The sequence below is a fragment of the Embleya sp. NBC_00896 genome (genome assembly GCF_045207785.1).
Lineage (GTDB): Bacteria > Actinomycetota > Actinomycetes > Streptomycetales > Streptomycetaceae > Embleya.
Window position 1 is genome coordinate 389,028 of sequence record NZ_CP108776.1, and the last position, 17,569, is coordinate 406,596.

Here is a 17,569-nt window from a genome sequence, read left to right on the forward strand (position 1 = left end):
CCGAGGCGTCGGGCGGGCGCGGGCGCGGCGGGCGGTGCCGGCGGTGGTGACCCGCCGGGGCCACGAGCCGCGGCGGCGATGGGCGAACGGCCTTGTGGTTTCGGGCCGTTCGCCCACCGCCGGGTTCGGCTGACGCGCGGGATCGTGCGGGGGTGGTGCTCAGCAGCAGCGGGTCTGGGGGTGGTTCTCCTTGTGCGCCGCCCGCCATGCCTCGTACTCCCGGCGGGACGGCACGGGGTGGTCCGGGTGGTCCTGTAGGTGGCGACGGCAGTGGCGGTCGTAGTCGGCCTCGCCGGAGACCTCGCGCAGGTACCAGCGAATCCAGGCGATCACGCGCGCCGGGCCCGTGCGGGTGCTCGGGCTCTGCCGCCGGTTCCGGCTCCGGTTCCGGCTCCGGCTCGTCACAGCCGGCTCGCCTCGTCGCCGGAGTCGCTGCTGCTCACGTGTACCCCGGCGAGTTCCTTCGACGGCGCCGGGATGGTGGGCCCGACCTCCAGCTTCGACTCGACGTACGGCGTCTCGGTCGTGGCCAGCGGCTCCCGGGCGCGGACCGCGCGCACGCACACGACCGCGGCGTTGCCGATCACCAGGGCGACCAGCACCAGGAACACCGAGATGAGGACACCGTCGACGGTGGAGTTCAGCACGACGGTGTGCATGTCGTCCATGTTCTTGGCCGGGCCGAGCACCTTGCCCGCGTCGATGGCGTCGGAGTAGCGGTCCCGTTGGGCGAAGAAGCCGACGCGGGGGTTGTCGGAGAAGATCTTCTGCAGACCCGCGGTGTAGGTCACCGCGACGTCCCAGGCCAGCGGGACGCCGGTGACCCAGGCCCAGCGCAGCTTGCCCGACTTGATCAGCACGGTGGTGGCGACGGTGAGGGCGACGGCGGCGAGCAGCTGGTTCGCGATGCCGAACAGCGGGAAGAGCTGGTTGATGCCGCCCAGCGGGTCCGTGGCACCGACGTAGAGGAAGTAGCCCCAGAGCAGCACCACCGCGGCGCTGGTGATCCAGATGCCCGGCTTCCAGTTGACCCGGCCGATCGGCTTCCAGACGTTGCCCAGCATGTCCTGGAGCATGAAGCGGCCCACCCGGGTGCCCGCGTCCACGGTGGTCAGGATGAAGAGGGCCTCGAACATGATGGCGAAGTGGTACCAGAACGCCTTCATCCCCGCGCCGCCGAACACCTCGGAGAAGATCTGCGACATGCCGACGGCCAGGGTGGGCGCCCCGCCGGAACGCGCGATCAGGGACTGCTCCTCCACCGCGTGCGCCGCCGAGCGCAGGTCGTCGGGGGTGATGGTGAACCCGAGACTCGCCACCGCCTGGGACGCGCTCTCGGCGGTGGAGCCGAGCACGCCCGCGGGGGCGTTCATCGCGTAGTACAGGCCGGGGTCGATCACACAGGCCGCGATCAGCGCCATGACCGCGACGAACGACTCCATCAGCATCGCGCCGTAGCCGATCAGCCGAACCTGCGACTCCTTCTGGATCAGCTTCGGTGTGGTGCCGGACGCCACCAGGGCGTGGAAGCCGGACAGCGCGCCGCAGGCGATGGTGATGAACAGGAACGGGAACATCGACCCCGCGAAGACCGGCCCCTCGCCCGAGCTCGCGAACTTGCTCACCGCGTCGGTCTTGAGCGTCGGCGCAGCGACCAGCACGCCGATCGCGAGCAGCACGATCGTGCCGACCTTCATGAAGGTGGACAGGTAGTCGCGGGGGGCCAGCAGCATCCACACCGGCAGCACCGAGGCGACGAAGCCGTACCCGACCAGACAGAAGACCAGCGTCGTGGGGCTCCACGTGAACACGTCGGCCAGGCCGGAGTCCTCGATCTGCCCGCCGCCGACGATCGCCGCCAGGAGCAGCGTCACCCCGATGACGCTGGTCTCGACCACCCGCCCCGGGCGCAGGAACCGCAGGTAGACGCCCATGAACAGGGCGATGGGGATCGTCATGGTGACCGAGAAGGTCCCCCACGGGGAGTCCGCCAGCGCGTTGACGACGACGAGCGCGAGCACCGCGAGCAGGATGATCATGATGACGAACACCGCGATCAGCGCCGCCGTGCCACCGACCTTGCCGATCTCCTCCCGGGCCATCTGGCCCAGGCTCTTGCCGTCCCGCCGCATGGACAGGAAGAGGATCACCATGTCCTGGACGGCCCCGGCGAAGATCACGCCGACCACGATCCAGATGGTGCCCGGCAGATAGCCCATCTGCGCCGCGAGCACGGGACCGACCAGCGGACCGGCCCCGGCGATCGCGGCGAAGTGGTGACCGAACAGGACCCGGCGGTCGGTCGGTTGGAAGTCGACCCCGTCGTCCAAGCGCTCGGCCGGGGTCGCCCGGGTGTCGTCGGGCTCCAGGACTCGCCTGGTGATGAACCGGGAGTAGAAGCGATAGGCGATCGCATACGAGCTGACCGCCGCGAAGATCAGCCAGACGGCCGAGATCTCCTCACCGCGGGCGAGGGCGACGACGCCCCAGCCGGCCGCCCCGATCAGGGCGACGACGGTCCAGATCAGGATCGACCTCGGGTCGTAGGAGCGGGGGCGGCGGGTGCCGGTTGTGGGCACGCGGACTCCTCATCATCAGACAGGGGACGGAAGAGCGGAGCGAGAACGACGGCGGCCGAGGACCCGCCGGGGGGGTGCGTGCCGCCGTCGGCCGGGGATGATCACTGGTCACGGCACCGGGTTTGCCGCCCGGTGCCGCGCAGCAGCAGGTAGGCGATCAGCAGACCGAGGCCGCATCCCGGGACCCAGGCGAGCTGGTACCAGTAGAAGAACGGCACTCCGGCCAACTCGGGACCCCGTCGCGCGTACGAGGGCACCCAGAGCAGCGCGATCACCGGAGCCGCGAGGCAGACGCCGGCCGCGGTTCGCCGGAGCGTGTGGGCCCGTCCGTCGGCACGCGGGTGTGGGTTCCCGGGCATGACGCCTCCTCCTGTCGGATACCGCGGGCCGACCGTTCGTCGGCCTCGTGGAAGAGTTGCGCGTGCCCGCTTTTTGGTTGACAGCAGATGTTCGGCGAATTTCTTCATGGTTTCCGTCCCCGGTTCGGGTACGCTCGCGCAACCCGTGGGCACGCGCGCTCACGTGCCGATCCGGACGGTGACGGATGACCGACGGGGCCATGACCGCGGCCTGCCTGCTCGTCGTCGGCGGCGCCTCGCTCCTGGCGGTGACCGCACCGCGGCTGCGCCGGAGCGACGATCTGCCGACCCTGGAGAACTGGGCGCTGGCCGACCGTCGACTCGGGCCGATCTGGACCTGGTTCCTCCTGGGCGGCACCATCTTCACCGCCTACACGTTCACCGCCGTCCCGGGAATGGTCTACGGCGGCGGGGCGACCGCGTTCTTCGCGCTGCCCTACACGGTGATCGTCTGTCCGTTGGCCTTCGTCCTGTTGCCCAGGCTCTGGGCGGTGGCCCGTCGGCACGGCTATGTGACCGTCGCGGACTTCGTCCGAGGGCGCTACGGCTCACCGGCGCTGGCGCTCGTGGTCGCGCTGACCGGGATCCTGGCCACGATGCCCTATCTCGCCCTCCAGGTCCTGGGCATCCGCGCGGTGCTCGCCGCCGCCGGACTGCATCCGCGGGGTGCGGCCGGGGATCTGGCGATGGTCGCGCTGTTCGCCGGGCTCGCGGTGGCCACGTATCGGCACGGGCTGCGCGCGCCGACCGTGATCTCGGCGATGAAGGGGGTGGCGATCTTCGGGTCCGTGCTGGTCGCGATCGCGTTCGTGCTGGCCCGGCTGGGTGGGCCGGGCCGCCTGTTCGACGCCGCGGATCGCCGGCTCGCCGAGCGGGGCTCCCCGGACGCCTCGTTGATCCTCGGACCGCACCAGCAGGGCGGGTTCGCGACGCTGGCGCTCGGGTCGGCGCTGGCCCTGCTGCTGTACCCGCACGTGCTCACCGCCGGTTTCGCGGCGTCGAGCTCCGACACGCTGCGGCGCGTGTGCGTCGCGCTGCCGGCGTGGACCGCGGTGCTCGGACTGTTCGGCGTGCTCGGCATCGCCGCGCTGGCGATGGACATCGACGTGCCCACGGGCGGCGCCGAGACGGCCGTGCCGCTCCTGGTCGATCGGCTGCTGCCGGCCTTCCCGGCCGGACTCGTGTTCGGCGCGATCATCGTGGGGGCGCTGGTGCCGGCGGCGGTGATGTCGATCGCCGCGGCGACGTCCTTCGTCCGCAACGTCTACGTCGAGTACTTCCACCCGACGGCCACCCCCAAGCGGCAGATGCGCGTCGCCCGGCTGGTCTCGCTCACCGCGAAAGTGGGCGCGGTGGCCTTCGTGTTCGGGCTGCGCGACCAGGCCGCCATCAACCTGCAACTGTTGGGCGGCGTCTGGATCCTGCAGATCTTCCCCGCCGTGGTGGTCGGGCTGTTCACCCGGCGCCTGCACCACCGGGCGCTGCTCGCCGGCTGGGCGGTCGGCATGGCGGCGGGCACGGCCACGGTCGTACGGGAGGGTTTCGTCCCGCTTGTCCGCTTCGATCTGGGTGGTCACGACGTGCAGGTGTACGCCGGGCTCGCCGCGCTCGTGCTGAATCTCGTCCTGACCCTCATACTCACCGAGGTGTTCGACCGCATCGACGCGCCTCGCGGTGCGGACACCACGACACTGCCGCCTCGCCTGAACGTCAGGCACACCCCGGGGAAGGATGCGACCCACTCGTGAAACGGACTCGACGAGACGCCGACCCCGGCCAGGCGCGGTTCCGGACCGCGGAGCCCCCGGAGCCCCCGGAGCGGGCGGCACGGGCGGAGCAAGCGGAACGGGCCGAGCAGGCGGAGCGGGCGGAACCGGCGGCACGAGCGGAGCAGGCGGAACCGGCGGACCTCTTCGAACGTTCGGATGGTTCGGAACGCGAGGTGGTGGTCGCGCGGTTGTTCGACCTGCACTATCCCTCGATGCTTCGGCTCGCTACCCTGCTCGGCGCCGACGACCCGGAGAACATAGTGGCCGAGGCCTACTACGAGATCTACCGAAAGTACCGCAAACTGCGCGCCCGGGACTCCGCGGAAGCCTACCTGCGGTCGGTCGTGTGCAATCTGACGCGGATGCGCATAAGACATCTCCAGGTCGCCCGCAGGCACATCGAGGCACCGATCGACGGGCCGGCGATGGGTTCGGTGGACTCCGCGGAGACCTCGGCGCTGCTGCGCGACGATCAGCAGGCCCTGGTCGCCGCGCTCCGCCGGTTGCCGCCGCGGCAGCGGGAAGCGTTGGTGCTGCGCCACTGGCTCGGCCTGAAGGAAAAGGAGATCGCCTCGACCATGGGCATCTCGGTCGGCTCCGTCAAGACGCACACCGCCCGTGGGATCGCCGCGCTCACGCAGGCGATGGAGGTACGGCGATGAGCAACCCACCCGACACCGAGCGGCAATTGCGCGAGGCGCTCGAAACCCTCGCCGCCGGAGTACACCCCGCGCCCGACGCCTACGAGAGCGCTCGGGGCGACTGGCAGCGCCGGGAACGCCGGCGTCGGATGGTCCTCGCCGCGCTCATCCTCGTCGTGTTCACCCTGGCCACCGTGATCGGCCTGGTGGTGCTCAACCAGGCGCCGGCCGAGCCGGGGGTGGTCTTCGACCGTCCGCCCTCGCCGTGACGCGCGCGGCGCCTCCCCGGCTCGCCGGTGCCGCGGGTCAGGCCGCCGCGCGGTCGGCGACCGGACGGCGCCTGCGGGCGCTCCCGGCCAGTGCCGGGTGGGTCCAGGCGCCGTCCGGGTGGTACGTGTTCGTGCCGGGAGGCACGATCCGGTCGATGCGGTCGAGAGTCTCGTCGTCCAGGGTGAGTGCCGCGCCCTTGACCAGCGCCTCCAACTGCTCCATGGTGCGCGGTCCGACGATGACCGACGTGACGGCCGGGTGCGCCACCGTGAAGGCCACCGCGAGTTCGGGCAGGGTGCAGCCGATGTCCGTGGCGAGCTCGACCAGCTGCTCGACGATGTCGAGCTTGGCGGCGTTCACCGGGAGCGTCGGGTCGAAGCGTCCGGGGTTGAGCCCGGCCCGGCCGGCCGTCAGGTCGATGGGCCGGTCCTTGCGGTACTTGCCGGTGAGGAAGCCGGAGGCCAGCGGGCTCCAGGTCAGCACGCCCATGCCCAGGCGTTCGCACGTCGGCAGCACCGACGCCTCGATCCCGCGGGCCAGGATCGAGTAGGGCGGCTGCTCGGTCCGGAAGCGGTGCAGGCCGCGCCGGTCGGCCACGTGGTACGCCTCGACGATGTCCTCGGCCGGGAAGGTCGAGCAGCCGAAGGCGCGAATCTTCCCCTGCCGCACCAGGTCGGTCAGGACGGACAGGGTCTCCTCGATGTCGGTGCTCTCGTCGGGGCGGTGGACCTGGTAGAGGTCGATCCAATCGGTCCGCAGCCGCCGCAGGCTGTCCTCGACCGCCGTCGTGATCCAACGCCGCGAATTGCCGCCGCGGTTCGGCCCCTCCCCCATCGGAAAGTGCACCTTGGTCGCCAGCACCACGTCGTCACGCCGCCCGTGCAACGCCTTGCCGACGATCTCCTCGGACTCGCCGGCCGAATACATGTCGGCGGTGTCGACGAAGTTGATCCCGTGATCCAGCGCGGTGTGCACGATCCGGGCGCAGTCGTCGTGGTCGGGGTTGCCGACCGCGCCGAGCATCATCGTGCCGAGGCACTGCGCGCTCACCTGGATGCCGGTGCGACCGAGGGCGCGGTAACGCATGATCGAGCTCCTTGTACAGGGTGCGGCGGCGCCGGCCGCGCGAAGCACGGGCCGACCGACCGCCGGGAGGATTGACTCGCAATCTAGGAGCTGGACTCGACTCCAGGTCAAGCCCCATCCTGGGCGCGTGACGGAGAACGGCAAGGACTTGAGCATCGGCGAGGTCGCGACGCGGACCGGCCTGAGCATCGACACGCTGCGCTTCTACGAGCGTGAGGGCATCCTGGCCAACCCCGTTCGACGCGGGCCGGGCGGACGGCGCGTGTACGCCGAGCACGACATCGCGTGGCTCGACATGTGCATCGTCCTGCGGGCTTCCGGCATGCCCATTCCCGCCATCCGGCACTACACCGAGCTGGCCCGGGCGGGCGCGGGCACCGAGCGCGAACGCCTGGGCATCCTCCGCGAGCACCAGGATCGTGTGCGCTCCCAGATCGACCAACTGCACAGGTGCCTCGACCTGATCGGCTACAAGGTCGGCGTGTACGAGGACTACCTGGACGAGGTCGAGGCCGGGGAGGAGGGCGGGGCGGGTCCGGGGCGCGAGGCGACCGGCTGCGGCTCGTCGGGCGAGGTGGTCGAGGGACGCGACGAGGGCGACACGGGCAACGCGGGCACCGCGGGCGACACGGGCGGCTTCGAAACGGTGGGAGTCGCGGGCGGGGGCGGAGCCGATACCGAGGGTTGAGGCGCGGGCGCCTCGTCCCTCCCCGGGGTGGCCGACGGCACTCTGTGCGCGCCTGCCCTGGTGATCGTCGCGGACCGCCGCTAGCGTCGCCCCGCCGGATCGTCCGGTGGCGGGAAGTGTGCGACAAGGGGACGTTCATGGCGCTGGGGATGGTCGATGCGCGGACACCGGTGCTGGTGGGAGCCGGGGTCGCGGGCCAGCGTGTGGAGGAGGCCGGCGCCGGGGTCGGCGAGTTGGAGCTGATGGCCCGGGCCGTCGAGGACGCCGCCGAGGGGCTGGGTGGGTTGCTCCAGGCCGTACAGCATGTCCTGGTGCCGCGGGGGACATGGCGGCACGGCGATCCGGGACGGTGGCTGGCCCGGCGCTTCAAGCTCCTCGACGCGCACACCACGCTCGCCGAACTCGGGGTCCTGCAGCAGTCGTTGATCACCCGGGCGTGTGCCGACATCGCGGCCGGGCGGGCGGATGTCGTGCTGGTGGCGGGCGGGGAGGCGGCGTATCGGCGGCTTCGCGCGCGGATCGCCGGGGTCGAGCTCGTCGACCCGGTCGCGGACGGTGTGCCGGACACGGTGTGGGCGCCGGGGGCGGACATTCTGGCCCGGGTGGAGATCGACCGGCATCTGGCGGTGCCGGCACGGCAGTACGCGGTGATGGAGTCGGCGATCGGCGCGGCGCGGGGGCTGTCGCCGGCCGACAACGCCCGGGAGATCGCCGCGCTGTGGAAGGGGTTCTCGCAGGTCGCGGCCGACCGCGGGGACGGGGTCCGCGGGCGGGTCGTGCGCAAGCGCGAGTTGCTGTCCCCGGACGGGCGGAACGCGTGGTTGGCGAGTCCGTACACGAAGTGGCACTGCTCGCAGATGAACGTCGACCAGGCGGCGGCGTTGTTGTTGTGCTCGGCGGAGGCGGCCCGGCGGTTCGGGGTGGATCGCGGGCGGTGGGTGTTCCCGACCGTGGCCGCGGAGGCGAACACGATGGTGCCGTTGGTCGCGCGCCCGGACCTGGGCCGCTCCCCCGGGTTCGCGGCGGTGGGCGCGGCGTTGGGGGACGGCGTGCGGGACGCGGTCCATGTGGACCTGTACAGCTGCTTCCCCGCGGCCGTGCGCGTCCAACAGCACGAGCTGGGGCTCCGGGAGCGTGCTGGTCGGGCGTTGACGGTCACCGGCGGGATGGCGTTCGCGGGTGGGCCGCTCAACAACTACGCCCTCCAGGCCACCGCGGAGATCGCGGACGACGTCCTGGCCGGCGGGGACGGGCTGGTGACGAGCGTGTCGGGGATGGTCACCAAACAGGCCGGCGCGTTGTGGGCGGGCAGCCCGGCGCGGGGCGGATTCCGGGCGGTGGACGTCAGCGCGGAGTTGCCGAGCATGGCGGTGGACGCGGACTACGCGGGTCCCGCGCGCGTCGTGGGCCATACGGTCGCCTTCGACCAGGGCCGGGCCGCGGTGGCCGTCGCGATCACGGAAAGCCCGGATGGAGTACGCACGGTGGCATCGTCCACCGAGGCGGACGTGCTGGCGTCCATGCGGCACGACGAGTGGATCGGGCGGGGGGTCACCGTCGCCGAGGGCACGCTTCGGGTGTGAGTTCGGCGCACGGCGACACAACGGTTTGCGTCGGTCCGGGCCGATTCGCCCGGCATGCGGTTACATCTTTCGAAGCGGAATGATTCCTTCGCCTTGGGAGCTGGAACCTTGACCGACGACCCCAGCCGTCCCGTCCCGCCCAGCCGGCGCGCCGAGCCCTTGCAGCGACTGCTGTTCGGCGGGGTGTACGGAACGGTACTCGCCAGCGCGCTGGCGGCGGCCCTGCAGAACGACAGCAAGCGGGACAATCCCGGCTACGACGCGACGTGGGTACTGCTCGGGGCCTTGGCGTCGGCGGCGGCACACGGCTACGCCCACGCCATCGCGCACCGGACGGTCGACGAGGTACCGGTCGCGGTCAGCGCCCTGCGCTCGGTGCTGACCGAGTGGCCACTGGTGGCCGCGACGCTGCCCACGGTGGCGGCGCTGCTGGGCGCGTACGCGGGATGGTGGGGCGAGGAGATCGCGATCGAGGTCGCCTTGGTGATCAACACGGTGGCGTTGTTCGGGTGGGGGATGTCGGCGGCCCGGGTCGCGGGGCAGGGCTGGGCGGCGGCGTGCCGGGTCGGCTCCGTGGACATGCTGCTCGGTCTGTTCATCGTGGGCGCGAACATGCTCAGCAAGTAGCCACCGTCCATGATCGTCCGGGCCCGCCGGTGCCGGCCTGGACCGTCGAGCACGCGCGCCGACGGAGGGCGTCGGGCCCGCGACGGTCGTACGCCTTCCGGGCGGTGATGTCGGGCGCGCAGTCACGGCGTCAAGGGGTCGGCGTGTTGGTGGTCGGTTGTGGGCTTGGCGTCGGCGGTGGGGCGGTGGACGGTGGGGCGGGGATGCTGGGCCAGGAGAGGCCGATGGCTGTGGTGAGCAGGACGCCGACGGCGCCCCACAGGGCCACCGCGGTGGTGAGGCCCAGGGGACCGGCGAGGGCGCCGACGGTGAGGACGCCGATTCCGCCGGCGATCTGTAGGCCCCCTTGCATCACGCCGAACGCTCTCGCCCGGTAGGCCGCGGGCAGTACCTGCACGAACAGGGCATTGGCCGGCCCGGCGATCCCCGCCATGGCCAGGCCGCCGGCCAGCGAGATCGCCACCACGCCCGGCAGGGACGGGTCGAGGAGCGCGACCGGGAGTACCAGGGGCGGTACCAGGGCCAGCGGCACGATCAGCGCTCGGCGCGTCTCCGGTCGCAGCAGGCGTACGAGCACGATGCCGCCCACCGCCGTGCCGAGCGGCTGCGCGGCCATGATCAGGCCCTGGCCCAACGCGCCCGCGCCCAGGTGACCCGCCCAGGCCACCGCGATGCCCTCCGGCACGATCGCGAAGGCGACCACGGCGAACATCGTCAACGCGATCGACCGCAGCAGCGGATCGCCGAACACCACCCGGAACCCGGCCGCGGTCTCGCTCAGCAGATGCGCCCGCTCGGCCTGGACCACCGTGCGCGGGCGAACTCCCCTCGCCAGCAACAGCGCCGAGACCCCGAAGGTCGCCGCGTTGAGGGCGATCGCCACCCGTGGATCGTACGCGGCGATCGCCCCGCCCAGCGCGTACCCGGCGATCTGCGTGGTCTGGGCGGTGGTCTGCTGGACCGTGACACCGAGCACGTACAGGTCGCCCTTGAGCAGTTGCGGCAACAGCGCCGACCGGGCGGAGTCGAAGGGCGGGCTCAGCAACGCGGAGGCGAACAGCAGCGCCAACATGGCCGATACCGGCACGCCGGGCACCGCGATGAGCACGGTCGGCACCAGCCGGCCCAGGTCACACGTGATCATCACGCGCCGACGCGGATGACGCTCGGCCAGGGCGGCCAGTACCGGCCCCCCGACGATCGCCGGCAGATACCCGATGGCGAACGCCGCGCCGGCGAGGATCGCCGAATGCGTATCGCGGTAGACCAGCGCGGTCACCGCCGCCCGGGCCAGGTAGTCGCCGATCCAGGACAGGGCGGCCGCCCCGAACAGGGCACGGTACTCGCCGACGGCCAACAGGGCTCGATAGGTTGCCCGCTCCTCGGGCGCGCCGGCGTCGTTCGACATCGGTGCGGATTCCTCCCTCCGTTCTCCGTTCTCCGTTCGACAACGAGCAGGCGCTGCACCGGGCTTCCGCTCGGTGCAGCGCGATCGCTCACTGCCGGATCACGTCACGTGTGCGCGGCCCCCGCGTTCAGGACCAGATGATGTCGCGCATGAACGCCACTCCCTCCGCCCTCCGATCGCACCCGCCATGGCAGCGCCCGCTTCGCCCCCAGACGAATCGAGCCCGGCGCGGGCACTCAATTCCAGACGATGTCGCGTCGAAGCCGGATCACGTCACGCATGAGCCTCACCTCCTCCGACTCCTCCGGCCGGCCCCGTACCGGCGCCCCTTCGCACCGTCGGCCACGCCCACGCGGAGTGTCGCCGCTCAATGGCGGACGTGCTCGCGTCAGGTCCAGATCACATCACGCACGACGCTCACCTCCTCCGACTCCCGCCGGCCCCATACCGGCACTGCCTCACCCCGTGGGCGAGTCTCGGGCGGCGCGTCACCATTCGGGCCGGCCCAGACGTGGTCGTACCGAGCCCGGATGATCTCCCGCATGAGCCGCGCCTCCTCCCCTCGGCGCGAACTCGCGTACAGCGGCCTCCGGTTCGAGGGCGACAAGCCCGTGCCGGACCGGGCCGCCGCGTGTGTGAACGCGCCCCGTTCGAGGCCGTCCGAAGCACCTCGTGCGGACAGCCTGTGTCGTCGTCGGGGCCGCCGCCACGATTCGATGGTGGTCTAATCTCACGATGTGATCGAGATGCGTCTAGGCGCGGCCGACCTTGCCCGGATCCGTTTCACCCGATCTCCGTTGGAGGAGACGGTGCAGAGCATGAGGGTGTCCGGCAACGCGCGCCGAAGGGCGATGCACCAGCCCTGGCTGAGCGCCTTCGGCCCGCGCGTGGACCGCCTCGACCTCGACCTGCTGCGCGCCCTGACTCGCGAACCGATGATCCCCGACTTCCTCGGCCATCCGGCGGAGGGCACGGGCGTGGAGTTCGCGACGGAGCTCGACCGACTCCGGGCCACCACGCCGGCCGAAGTACGGGCGGGCATCGACGAGATCCGGGCCGGATCGCCGGTGTCGCCGGTGCTGCGCCCCCTGTACGAGGACCCGGAACGCGAGCTGGGCCGACTCGCCCAACAGGTCGCCGAATACTGGCGGACCGCCATCGAGCCGGTCTGGCCCCGCCTGCGCGCCCTGCTCGACGCCGATCTCGCCTACCGCGCCCGCCGGTTGACCACCGGCGGACTGGCCGCGCTGTTCGCCGACCTGCACCCGGAAATCGAGTACACCGGCGACCTGCTGCGAATCGACAAGCCGCAGTACACCCACCAGCGCACGATGACCGGCAGCGGACTGGTACTGGTGCCGTGCGTGTTCGGCTGGCCCAGACTCACGGTGCTGTACAACGAGCCCTACCAGCCCGCCCTGGGCTACGCCGCCCGCGGCGTCGCGCAGGTCTGGTCGACGGCTCCCGCCACGTCCGGCACGGCCCTGGCGGAACTCCTCGGCCGCAGCCGCGCCGCGGTCCTGGCCCACCTGGACCTGCCCCTGTCGACCACCCGCCTCGCCCAGCAACTCAACATGACCGCGCCGACCGTCAACCACCACCTGTCGGTCCTGCGGCGCGCCGAGCTCGTGATGGCGCAGCGTTCGGGCCGCGAAATGCTCTATCAACGCACGCTGTTGGGCACGACGCTGCTCGGCTCGCACTGAAACCCGGCCGGCACGGCGCTCGGCAGGGAACGCATCGCCTATCACTGGGATCAGCTGGAACGCCTGAAGAACTTCCCGAAGCGTTCGACGCGGAACCGACGCCGGAACGACGCCGGGCTTGGGCGTGTCCGGCGATCTCAGGAAGCGGGGAACCCGGCGGCTCCGTGGCCGCTTTGGGCGCCGACGGCCGCGTCCGGGGTGAGCCCGGCCCCGTGGCGGAGTTCCGCGTCGAAGCGGTCGGCGCCGAGGGCGGCCCGGGTGGCCGCGGTGACGCGGTCGAGATCGGCGCGTTCGGTCGGGGCGACGGGGGTGCCCGTGGACCGCCGGAGCGCGGCGGCGGCGCCGAGCAGGCGGGCCGCGTGCGTGGCGTCGCCCGCGAGGGCGTTGGCGCCGGCGATGCCCTCCAGGGCCAGGGCGATCGGCGCGGGGTTCCCCGTCGTGCGGGCGGCGGCGAAGCCGTCGAGGTGGCGGGTCAGCGCCGTCTCCGCGTCGCCGCGTTGTTCGGCTAGGAAGCCGAGTTCGGCCAGCAGGAGCGCGGTCTTGGGGCCCCAGTCCATGGCGCGGCTCCAGTCGAGCCAGGTGCGCAGACAGCTCTCGGCGACGTCGAGCCGCCCCTGGCGACGGGCGCCGCGGCCCAGTCCCACTTCCGCGAAGTACTCCCCGACCGGGTCGGATTGCTCGACGGCGAGTCGCCTGGCCCGCTCGTGGAGTTCCTCGGCCCGCGCGTAGTCACCGGTGAGCAGGGCCAGTCGGCCCAGTCCGGACAGGCCGTGCGAGACGTCGGGCCACAGTTCGAGATCCTCGGCGATCCGCAGCGCGTCGCGGTACAGGTGCGCGGCGCGTTCGTGGTCGCCGTCGACCTCGGCCAGGATGCCGAGCAGGCTCATGGCCTGGGACTGGCCCCAGTGGTCGCCGAGTTCGCGGAACAGGGCCAGGCTTTCGGTGCCCGTGCGGCCGAGCGTGTCGAGGTCGCCGACGGTCGCGGCCTGGCGGGCGTGGGTGGCGAGCGCCGCGGCGATGCCCCATCGGTCGTCGAGGGCGCGCAGGTCGGCGAGGGCGGCGGTGATCAGGTCCGCGTCGCCGGACAGGTCGCCGCATCCTTGTACGGTCGAGGCCAGGAACCAGCGCGCGCGGGCCCGGGCGCCGGGGTCCTCGATGTGCTCGTACGGCTGCGGGACCGCGAGGGCGCGCGAGATCGGGTCCGGGCCGGTGCGGGTGAGTACGGCGAGGGCGCCGTGCCAGGCCGCGGTCTCGGCGCGGGCGGCCGGCTTCGCGTCGCCCGGGACGGCCAGGGCCACGTCCAGCGAGCGCCGGGCCTCGCCGAGTCGGCCGCGCAGGTACCGGTACCAGGTCGTCGCGTTCGCGATCCGCAGCGCGAGCGGCGCGTCGGCGCGTCGGACCGCGCCGTCGAGGGCGGCCCGCAGGTTGGCGGTCTCGGCGTCCAGGCGGCGCAGCCAGCGCCGTTGGTCGGGTCCGCGCAGGTAGGTGTCGGCGCGTTCGGCGAGGTCGGCGTAGTGGTGGTCGTGCCGCTCGCGCACGCGATCGTGCTCGCCGGCCTCGCACAGGTGCTCCAGGCAGTACGCGGCCACCGATTCCAGCAGCCGGTAGCGGATGCCCTCGGCGGTGTCGATGGTGGCGACCAGCGAGCGGTCGACCAGCCGGGCGAGCAGTTCCGCGATGTCGGCGACCGGGATGTCGTCGCCCGCGCAGACTGCTTCGGCGGCCGCGAGGGTACAGCCGTCGGCGTGCACGGCGAGCCGCCGCAGCACGACGCGCTCGGCCTCGGTGAGCAGCGCCCAACTCCAGTCGATCATGGCTCGCAGGGTCTGCTGCCGGGCCGGCGCGCCGCGGGGTCCGGAGGTCGGCAGCCGGAATCGGTCGTCGAGCCGGGCGGCCAGTTCGTGCACGCCCAGGGCGCGGACCCGGGTGGCGGCCAGTTCGAGGGCGAGCGGGATCCCGTCCAGTCGGCGGCAGATCACCGCGACGGCCGCGGCGTTACCGGCGTCGAGGGCGAATCCGGGGGCGGCGGCCTCGGCTCGGGCGATGAACAGTTGTACAGCGCTGGGCTGTTCGGCAACAGCAAGCCCAGCGGGCCCAGCAAGAGCAGCGATCGCGGCGGGATCGGCGGGATCGGCGGGGTCGGCAGGATCGCCGGAGACGGCAGAGATCGCCGAGATGGCGGCGGCGGAAACGCCGGGGGACCCGGGGCCCGCGCCCGCCGGCGGATCGGGCAGTTCGAGCGGCGGCACCGTCTGGATCAGTTCGCCCGGTACGGTCAGCGGCTCGCGGCTGGTGGCCAGGATCCGCAACCGCGGGGCGGCCTTCAGGAGCGACTCGACGACCTCGGCGGCCGATTCGATCACGTGCTCGCAGTTGTCCAGCACGAGCAGCACGCGCTTGGCACGCAGCGCGCCGGCCGGCAGGTCGATCGGCGCGCGCGGACTCCCCGCGGCGGCGTCGTCGCGGATGCCCAGGACCGCGGCCACCAGGTCGGCGATGTCGGTCGCCGGCGATACGCGCGCGGCCAGTTCGATCAGGTGAACCCCGTCGGGGTACTCGTCGACCAGGCGCGCGGCCACCTCCAGGGCGAGCCTGGTCTTGCCCACCCCGCCCGGGCCGGTGAGCGTCAGCAGGCGCCCCGACGCCAGCCGGGCGCGGGCCCGGTCCACGGCGTCGGCGCGGCCGATCAGTTCGGTCAGGGGCGCGGGCAGGTCGATCCGGGGCCGGGTGGGGGCGGGCGCGGCGGCCAGGGACGGGTCCTGGTTGAGGATCGCCCGGTGCAGCGCCACCAGCTCCGGGCCCGGCTGTACGCCCAGTTCGTCACGAAGCAGGTCGTGCAGGACGCGGTAGCCGTCCAGCGCCTCGCTCTGCCGGCCCGCCCGGTACAGGGCGAGCATGTGCGCGGCGCGGAGCCGCTCCCGCAACGGATGCCGGGCCACCAGGTCGGCCAGGTCGGCCGGATCCACCGGGCCGCCGGCCCCGTCCGCGCCCGATGCCGGCCGGGCCTCGGCGCGGTCCTCCATCGCGGTCAGGCGCTGCTCCTCCAGGTGCGCGACGGCGGCCCCGGCGAACGACGCGTCGGCGACGTCGGCGTACGCGGGGCCCCGCCACAACGCGAGGGCCTCGTCGAGCAGCCGGACCCGGGTCCGCGGATCCGCGCTCGCCCGGGCCCGGGCGGTCAGCGACGCGAAGCGGTGCGCGTCGACCGCGTCCGGGTCGACCGCCAGCGCGTACCCCGCGGGGTGGTGCTCGATCAGCCCCCGACCGCCCGGCTCGGCGTCCTCGAACACCCGGCGCAGTTGCGAGATCTTGCTGCGCAGGACGTCGGCGGGCCGTGCCGGGAGGGCGTCGCCCCACACGTCCTCGACGAGCGCGTCGGCCGACGCCGGTCGCCCCGCACGGATCAGCAGGTCGGCCAGGAGCGCGCGCACCTTCGCCTCGGGCACCTTCACCCGGGTGCCTCGGCTCGTCCACACCTCCAGCGGACCGAGCACCGTGAAACGCATACGGCCCAACGTAGCGCAGGCCAACCGGAAGGGGCCGGTCCGGAACGCTCCGTCGGACCGGCCCCGATCCGGGTCAGCCGACGGCGGCCGCCGCCCGGACGACGGCGGCGGCCAGGCGGTCGTTCTCCGGGGCTGCGCCGCCGGGGTAGGCGAGCCGGCGGCGGGTGTACGCGTAGGCGACGCCGCTGCTCGGGTCGGCGAAGGTCTGGGCACCGGCCACACCGCTGTGGCCGAAGGCGTCCGCGCCCAGGAACGGGTAGCGCACGCCCTGCGCCTCGAAGCCGAGCGCGAAGTGGTCGTGCTCGCCGGTGACCACGTCGGTGCCGTGCCAGTGCACCCGGGCGAACTCGGCGACGGTTTCCGGCTTGAGCAGTGCGGCGTGGCCGTCCACCTCGCCGATCGCCGCCGCGTACATCCGCGCGAGGCCGCGCGCGTTGCCGACGCCGCCGGTGGAGGCCGGGCCCAGGGACCGTACCGCGGGGGTGTTGGCGAACTCGACCAGGTCCGTGGGCGGGTCGGCGTTGAGGTTGAAGGCGACCCCGGTCCGGCTCAGCGGCTTCGGCGCGTTCGCGGCGAGTCGGGCGCGCTGCTCGGGGGTGGGTTGCATCGGCAGGGTGTCGAGCCGGCGCGGTTCGAGGGCCGCGGGCAGGCCCATGTACATGTCCAGGTCGTACGGGGCGCGCAGGCGCTGCTCGAAGACTTCCTGGATCGAGTGGCCGGTGGCCCGGCGGACGACCTCGCCGGTGAGCGCGCCGATCACGTAGGCGTGGTAGCCGTAGGCCGTCCCGGGCTCCCAGTACGGACGCTGCCCCGCGAGCCGTGCGGCGAGCACCCGGTCGTCGGCCAACTCGGCGATGGTGAAGCCGCCGTCGACGCCGATCACGCCGGAGCGGTGCGCGAGGAGTTCCCGAAGGGTGAGCGCGCCCTTGCCCCCGGCGGCGAACTCCGGCCAGTAGTGCGCGACCTCACGGTCGAGGTCGAGCACGCCGTCCTGGACGAGCAGGGCCACGACCAGGTGGGCGGCGCCCTTGGTGGCGGAGTAGACGGCGCTCAGCGTGTCCCCGGCCATCCCGAGTCCGGCCCAGAGGTCGACCACGGGGCGACCGTGCACGTAGGCCGCGAGCTGGGCACCCGGCTCGTCCGGCAACTCGGCGAGCACGGCAGCGAACTCGGCCCGCACATCCTCGAAGCCCGCCGCGACGCTCCCCCGCACCTCACGACGTACATCGATCCCACTCGACATGCCCGCTCCCCCGTCCGATGATCATGAACACTCACCGAACGCCAACCACGAAACCCTCGGCCCCATTCCGGCCCGGCATTCCCGATCGCAGGGTGACTACCGGG

At 72.7% G+C, this 17,569-nt stretch carries 14 protein-coding genes; 7 read left to right on the plus strand and 7 right to left on the minus strand.

From position 1 onward, the window contains the following. Positions 1–159: 159 nt before the first annotated feature. The 3 genes from OG928_RS01770 to OG928_RS01780 all read right to left on the minus strand — a co-directional run bounded on the left by OG928_RS01770 (position 160) and on the right by OG928_RS01780 (position 2,938). Positions 160–333 carry a YbdD/YjiX family protein gene (locus OG928_RS01770; protein WP_406278094.1) on the minus strand — a complete coding sequence of 58 codons (174 nt, stop codon included), beginning with the start codon at positions 331–333 and terminating at the stop codon, positions 160–162. Between the two features lie 68 nt (positions 334–401). Further along, positions 402–2,579, minus strand: coding sequence for a carbon starvation CstA family protein (locus OG928_RS01775; RefSeq protein ID WP_406278097.1), 2,178 nt, complete (start codon positions 2,577–2,579; stop codon positions 402–404). Positions 2,580–2,680: 101 nt separating this feature from the next. Further along, positions 2,681–2,938: a DUF3311 domain-containing protein gene (locus OG928_RS01780; protein ID WP_406278100.1), complete on the minus strand. Its 258-nt coding sequence runs from the start codon at positions 2,936–2,938 to the stop codon at positions 2,681–2,683. A 185-nt stretch (positions 2,939–3,123) separates the two neighbouring features. Between OG928_RS01780 and OG928_RS01785 the strand changes: the two genes are divergently transcribed. Genes OG928_RS01785 through OG928_RS01795 form a run of 3 tightly spaced genes read left to right on the plus strand, consistent with a single transcriptional unit; the run spans position 3,124 to position 5,617 of the window. Next, positions 3,124–4,686, plus strand: coding sequence for a sodium:solute symporter (locus OG928_RS01785; RefSeq protein WP_406278103.1), 1,563 nt, complete (start codon positions 3,124–3,126; stop codon positions 4,684–4,686). Beyond that, positions 4,683–5,369 carry a sigma-70 family RNA polymerase sigma factor gene (locus OG928_RS01790; RefSeq protein ID WP_406278106.1) on the plus strand — a complete coding sequence of 229 codons (687 nt, stop codon included), beginning with the start codon at positions 4,683–4,685 and terminating at the stop codon, positions 5,367–5,369. Before OG928_RS01785 ends, OG928_RS01790 begins: the two co-directional genes overlap by 4 nt. After that, positions 5,366–5,617, plus strand: a complete 252-nt coding sequence (locus tag OG928_RS01795; protein WP_406278109.1) for a hypothetical protein — start codon at positions 5,366–5,368, stop codon at positions 5,615–5,617. The genes OG928_RS01790 and OG928_RS01795 overlap by 4 nt, the downstream gene beginning before the upstream one ends. Positions 5,618–5,654: 37 nt before the next feature. Here the strand turns inward: OG928_RS01795 and OG928_RS01800 are convergent, their stop codons facing one another. Beyond that, positions 5,655–6,704: an aldo/keto reductase gene (locus tag OG928_RS01800; RefSeq protein ID WP_406278112.1), complete on the minus strand. Its 1,050-nt coding sequence runs from the start codon at positions 6,702–6,704 to the stop codon at positions 5,655–5,657. Between the two features lie 127 nt (positions 6,705–6,831). Between OG928_RS01800 and OG928_RS01805 the strand changes: the two genes are divergently transcribed. From OG928_RS01805 to OG928_RS01815, 3 genes are all read left to right on the plus strand, one after another. Continuing rightward, a complete protein-coding gene (locus OG928_RS01805) occupies positions 6,832–7,392 on the plus strand; it encodes a MerR family transcriptional regulator (RefSeq protein WP_406278115.1) in 561 nt (186 codons plus the stop codon). Positions 7,393–7,529: 137 nt separating this feature from the next. After that, a complete protein-coding gene (locus OG928_RS01810) occupies positions 7,530–8,975 on the plus strand; it encodes a hypothetical protein (RefSeq protein ID WP_406278118.1) in 1,446 nt (481 codons plus the stop codon). A 108-nt stretch (positions 8,976–9,083) separates the two neighbouring features. Beyond that, a complete protein-coding gene (locus tag OG928_RS01815; RefSeq protein WP_406278121.1) occupies positions 9,084–9,602 on the plus strand; it encodes a hypothetical protein in 519 nt (172 codons plus the stop codon). Between the two features lie 130 nt (positions 9,603–9,732). On the opposite strand, the gene OG928_RS01820 is transcribed toward OG928_RS01815, so the two are convergent. Continuing rightward, complete coding sequence (locus tag OG928_RS01820; protein WP_406278124.1) at positions 9,733–11,010, minus strand: MFS transporter; 1,278 nt, start codon at positions 11,008–11,010, stop codon at positions 9,733–9,735. 818 nt (positions 11,011–11,828) lie between these two features. Here OG928_RS01820 and OG928_RS01825 point away from each other — a divergent pair. Further along, on the plus strand, positions 11,829–12,716 hold the full coding sequence (locus tag OG928_RS01825) for a DUF5937 family protein (protein ID WP_406290713.1): 888 nt from the start codon (positions 11,829–11,831) through the stop codon (positions 12,714–12,716). A gap of 137 nt (positions 12,717–12,853) precedes the next feature. On the opposite strand, the gene OG928_RS01830 is transcribed toward OG928_RS01825, so the two are convergent. After that, positions 12,854–16,222, minus strand: a complete 3,369-nt coding sequence (locus OG928_RS01830) for a BTAD domain-containing putative transcriptional regulator (RefSeq protein ID WP_406278127.1) — start codon at positions 16,220–16,222, stop codon at positions 12,854–12,856. A gap of 73 nt (positions 16,223–16,295) precedes the next feature. Further along, the gene (locus OG928_RS01835) at positions 16,296–17,465 is read right to left on the minus strand and encodes a serine hydrolase domain-containing protein (protein ID WP_406278130.1); all 1,170 of its coding nucleotides are present in this window, start codon (positions 17,463–17,465) and stop codon (positions 16,296–16,298) included. Positions 17,466–17,569 lie beyond the last annotated feature (104 nt).